The organism is Paenibacillus sp. OT2-17, from assembly GCF_009827695.1.
Taxonomy (GTDB): Bacteria; Bacillota; Bacilli; order Paenibacillales; family Paenibacillaceae; genus Paenibacillus; species Paenibacillus polymyxa_B.
Window position 1 is genome coordinate 1 of the sequence record NZ_WUDQ01000244.1, and the last position, 5,186, is coordinate 5,186.

5 protein-coding genes are annotated in these 5,186 nt (G+C 45.1%); all 5 read right to left on the bottom strand.

Going from position 1 to position 5,186, the window contains the following annotated elements; all coding sequences use genetic code 11:
• On the bottom strand, nt 1–426 hold a 426-nt coding region (locus GRP75_RS18580; protein ID WP_160790014.1), incomplete at its 3' end, for an aminotransferase class V-fold PLP-dependent enzyme.
• Nucleotides 427–691: 265 nt separating this feature from the next.
• A complete protein-coding gene (glnA, locus tag GRP75_RS18585) occupies nt 692–2,116 on the bottom strand; it encodes a type I glutamate--ammonia ligase (protein ID WP_023987803.1) in 1,425 nt (474 codons plus the stop codon).
• 271 nt (nt 2,117–2,387) lie between these two features.
• Nucleotides 2,388–3,425 (bottom strand): 3-deoxy-7-phosphoheptulonate synthase, encoded by a 1,038-nt coding sequence (aroF, locus tag GRP75_RS18590; protein ID WP_023987802.1) that lies wholly within the window; start codon nt 3,423–3,425, stop codon nt 2,388–2,390.
• Nucleotides 3,426–3,688: 263 nt separating this feature from the next.
• Nucleotides 3,689–4,645: a 4-hydroxy-3-methylbut-2-enyl diphosphate reductase gene (locus tag GRP75_RS18595; protein WP_013309434.1), complete on the bottom strand. Its 957-nt coding sequence runs from the start codon at nt 4,643–4,645 to the stop codon at nt 3,689–3,691.
• A 110-nt stretch (nt 4,646–4,755) separates the two neighbouring features.
• Nucleotides 4,756–5,186, bottom strand: a 431-nt coding sequence (locus GRP75_RS18600; RefSeq protein WP_160790015.1) for a sensor histidine kinase, incomplete at its 5' end; no start/stop codon positions are given.

Below are 5,186 nucleotides of genomic sequence, written 5' to 3' on the forward strand. Positions count from 1 at the left end.
CTCAGGCAAGTCCAAGGAATCCACATTCGGAAGACGCATGTACTTCTCATCAGCGGAGGATGCGGCAATATGAGCCTTGCCCAGTAGCTTGGCTTCTTTATATGCCTTGTCCGACCAGCTACCTGTCATTACATAGCTCGCAGTCTGTCCTTCGCGCAAGAAATTTAAAGGCAGCATTGCAAACTGCGTACTTGCGCCCCCTTGTAGGAATAACACCTTGTAGCCTTGTGGATTGCCCAGCAGAGATAACAGACGTTCCTGTGCCTCATTATGAACAGATTCATACACAGCTCCACGGTGAGACATTTCCATGATCGACATCCCTGTTCCCTGGAAATCTACGAATTCAGCTTGTACACGTTCCAGTACTTTAAGCGGCAATGCCGCTGGTCCTGCATTAAAATTGTAGGCTCTCTTACTCAACAAATTCCCATCCCTTCTCTACTCTGGTGTGGATATTATCGCTATGATAGCAGTATTCATAAATGCGTTCAAGACTTGTATAAAAATGTTTTCAATTTCATTTATGATGTGACAAAGTTGTGAATGTTAACGTATTTAACATCTTTATTTTGTAATTTTCACTTTAATATTAAAAGGTCCCCGGCATAAGACCGGAGACCTATCTTGAATAACAACTGTTACCCGTAAGCTAGTGGTTGTTATTCAAAGCAGCTAAGCAATCAAGTTATTAGCAGTCAAAATACAGGCTATATTCGTGTGGATGAACACGGATGTTCACCGATTTAGCTTCAGAACGTTTGAACTCTACATAGTTATCAATAAAGTCCTTCGTAAATACGCCACCTTCAGTTAAGAATTCGTAGTCAGCTTCCAAAGCATCCAAAGCCTCATCCAATGAACCAGGTACGCTACGGATTTTACCTTTTTCAGCGTCAGACAGCTCGTAGATGTTGGTGTCAAGTGGACCATAACCCAATTCGATTGGGTTCAATTTGCGCTTGATACCATCCAGACCCGCCATCAGCATCGCTGAGAAGGCAAGGTAAGGGTTAGCGGTGGAGTCTGGTGTACGGAACTCGATCCGACAGCCTTTTGGAGTAACAGCCGCTACTGGAATACGTACAGCCGCAGAACGGTTACCTTTGGAGAATACCAGGTTAACTGGTGCTTCGTAGCCAGGAACGAGACGTTTGAACGAGTTTGTGCTTGGATTTGTCAAAGCGATCAATGCAGGTGCATGGTACAGAATACCGCCAATATAATGAAGAGCCATTTCGCTCAGATTAGCATAAGCACCTTTTTCGTAGAACAAAGGAGTGTCGCCATCGAAAATGGATTGGTGAACGTGCATACCACTTCCGTTGTCCCCGAAAATTGGTTTCGGCATGAATGTTGCCACTTTACCATATTGACGAGCTGTGTTGTGTACAATGTATTTATAGACGAGCAGGTTATCTGCTGTTTTCTTGAGTGTGTCAAAACGGAAGTTGATTTCCGCTTGGCCTGCCGTAGCTACCTCATGGTGATGGCGCTCAATTCTCAGACCTGCTTCTTCAAGCAAACGGCACATTTCACTACGGATATCTTGTTGGGTGTCTACTGGCGCTACAGGTACATATCCGCCCTTCACTCCCACTTTAAAGCCCAGGTTGCCGCCTTCTTCCTTACGGTTCGTGTTCCAAGCTGCTTCCTCGGAATCTACGAAGAAGGAGGAGCTATTCATGCCGCTTTCGTAGCGAACATCATCAAAGATGAAAAACTCGGACTCAGGTGCAAAAAATGCTGCTGTGCCCACTCCTGCGGATTGAAGAAATGCCTCAGCTTTTTTTGCAATGCCGCGAGGATCGCGGTCGTATTTTTCGCCATCTGGCGTAGCAATGTCACACAGAATATTCAGTGTAGGATGCTGAGTGAAAGGGTCGATAAAAACCGCTTCTGGATCGGGCAGCATAACCATGTCGGACTCCTCGATGCCACGATAGCCGGGAATGGAAGAACCGTCGAAAGCAACACCGTTAACAAATGTTTCTGCATCTACTTCGGAAGCTGGCAATGAAATATGGTGAGCACGACCAGACAAATCTACAAAACGAAAATCTACCCACTCAATATTATTTTCCTGAATTGTTTTCAATACGTTTTCAACGGACATGTCTTCTTCCTCCCAATTTTTCCGAACATTAAGTCTTATACAACCCTGAAATGTTCATGATCGAATGTTTTTTTCTGTCGTCATTATAAATCTCAAACATGACACGGGTCAATAGCTATGTAAGGTATTTTTTAAACTAATGTTAGATATGCTTACGCCCTTGATAACATTTGAATAGCACAAAAAGCCCGAAACATCGGGCTTTTAGGTAATTTAAATCTCATTACTGCGTTGCAGCAAAACTTTTATGCATTAATGTTAAACATTGGTTTTAAGCAATGGTACTAGGCGTGTGAAATGTTTTCCCCACAGCAGGAGCCAATATTTCCAAATCTTTCAGCAAATCTGAAAATTGATCCGGGAACAGGGATTGTACACCATCCCCCGTCATTGAGTTATCGGGATCTGTATGCATTTCAATAATTAGTCCGTCCGCTCCGGCAGCGACCGAAGCCTTCGTCATAGGAACAACCAATTCACGTCTACCCGTGCCATGGCTAGGATCAGAAATAACCGGCAAATGGCTCAACTGTTGCAACACAGGGATCGCAGACAAATCGAGTGTATTTCTGGTGTAGGTTTCAAAAGTGCGGATACCGCGCTCACACAGCATAACATTCGGATTGCCACCTGCCAAGATGTACTCGGCAGCATTCAAGAACTCGTCATAAGTCGAGCTAAAGCCGCGTTTGAGCAACACTGGCTTGCCGCAAGTACCCAACTTACGCAGTAGATCGAAGTTTTGCATATTCCGTGTACCTACTTGCAGGATATCGGCATATTCCGCACAAATGTCTACGTATTCAGGTGTCATAACCTCTGTGATGGTCAGGAGGTCGTGCTTTTGACCTGCCTCAGCCATCATGATCAAACCTTCTACACCAGTTCCCTGGAAGCTATAAGGCCCTGTACGCGGCTTAAAAGCACCACCACGGAGAACTTGCGCACCTGCTGCTTTGACCAATCCGGCAATTTCATCTATCTGTGCAGCAGATTCAACGGCACATGGTCCACCCATAATGACAAGCTCGCCTCCGCCGATATTTACTCCTTTAATGGAGATAACCGTATTTTCCGGATGAAAATCACGGCTGGCCAATTTGTAGGACTTCGATATTTTAACCACATTTTCTACGCCTTTCATTTGACGCAGATGTTCAGCCAGCTTGGGCTCTACGCTACCGATCAGTCCGATGATCGTGCGATCCGATCCCCTTGATACATGAGCCTGCAATCCTTCTTTCTCAATAACTTCAACAATAGCTTGAATATGTTCTTCAGGTGTTTGAACACCAGCGATAACGATCATTTTTTTCTTCCTCTCTATGATACATATTTTATTAACCCATTATAGATTGATATTATGACACTTAGACGCTTGTTCGCTTTTAAGCTTTTATTCGTTAAAGCAACTATACCTGTTTTAGCTATACTCGTCAAGGCTTAATTATCCCGAATTATTCAATATTCTAACTTAGTGAAGCTAACCGAATAATATCTATAAATTAAAACAATTTGAAAAGCCGCTATCCGGATGGTTGTATCCGAATAACGGCTGTAATCAATCACAAACTATTTCGTCGTTTTTGACTTCTCCCGTACAGGAGGCAGCAGTTTTTTCATATCTATGGTTCGCTGAATCTCCCACGTATCCGGGTTAGCCGCATCATACTGCTCCAAATACGTAATAACCTCTTTGGTAATCAGTGTCGGCGTGGAAGCCCCAGAAGTCACAGCCACTTTGGCTACGCCCTCAAGCCACTCCCTCTTCAGCTCGGTCACATCAGAAATACGATAAGCTGTTGTACCAGCAATTTCCTCCGAAACCTGAGCCAATCGGTTTGAATTGTTACTGCGCGGATCACCGACAACGATCACCAGATCCGCCTGTCCAGCCTGCTCAGCTACCGCTTCCTGACGTACCTGCGTCGCCAAACAGATTTCATTGTGTATCTCAGCACCTGGGAACTTCTCCAGCAGCTTCTTCATAATGTGCTTGATGTCCCATTGACTCATGGTCGTCTGATTCGTAATAAGGATTTTGCCAGCTGGTAACGTAAGACTGTCGATTTCTTCTTCCTTTTCAATCAGATGAACATGGTCAGGAGCAATACCGATAGCTCCCTCCGGCTCTGGATGATTCTTTTTGCCAATATAAACAATTTGATAGCCTTCGGCAGACTTCTCTCGAATCAGATCATGCGTTTTTGTGACGTCAGGGCAAGTCGCATCTACCGTAGTCAGCCCCTTGTCTCGTGCCAGCTTGCGAACCTCTGGTGATACGCCATGAGCAGTGAAGATAACAGTGCCGCTCTCTACCTGGCTTAAAATCTCCATACGGTTCGGGCCGTCCAGTGTAATAATCCCTTCGTCTTCAAAGGAATTGGTGACATGACTGTTATGCACAATCATGCCTAATATATAAATAGGCCGGGGTAAGTCCAGATTTCTGGCTGCCTGACGTGCCAATACCATGGCATCGACTACGCCGTAGCAGTAACCCCGGGGCGAAATTCTGAGTACTTCCAAAATGAGCCCCCGCTTTCTTCGACACAGTATACAGCTCCAAAACTGGGCAGCTGTGGGCTTCCACGCCTCTACCGGCCAATTCTATGATGTAGTTGCCTTCCTATTATAGCCTATTCCAAAGGCGCGGAAAAGCTGACCGGAAGCCAGATGACAAATGTCGTTCCTTCTCCTTGGCGCGTAACCACTTCCACAGACCCGTGATGTTCATCAATAATCCACTTGGCAATAGATAGCCCCAACCCAATTCCCTCCGTCACCCCGCGTGACTCATCTGCCCGGTAAAAGCGGTCAAAAATAAAGGGAACCTCACTCTTATCCATTCCAATGCCCGTATCACTGATCCGTAGCCCCACCTGTCCTTGATAAATAATGGCATCAAATCGGACTGTGCCTTCAGGTGTATATTTGAATGCATTATCAATGAAAATGAATAGCATTTGCTGCAAATAATCCTTGCTGCCATCCATATAAATACCATTCAGCAACGAAAAATCTCCCACATTCCATTCGGCCGTTCGCTCTAAAAACTGAGCACGACGGG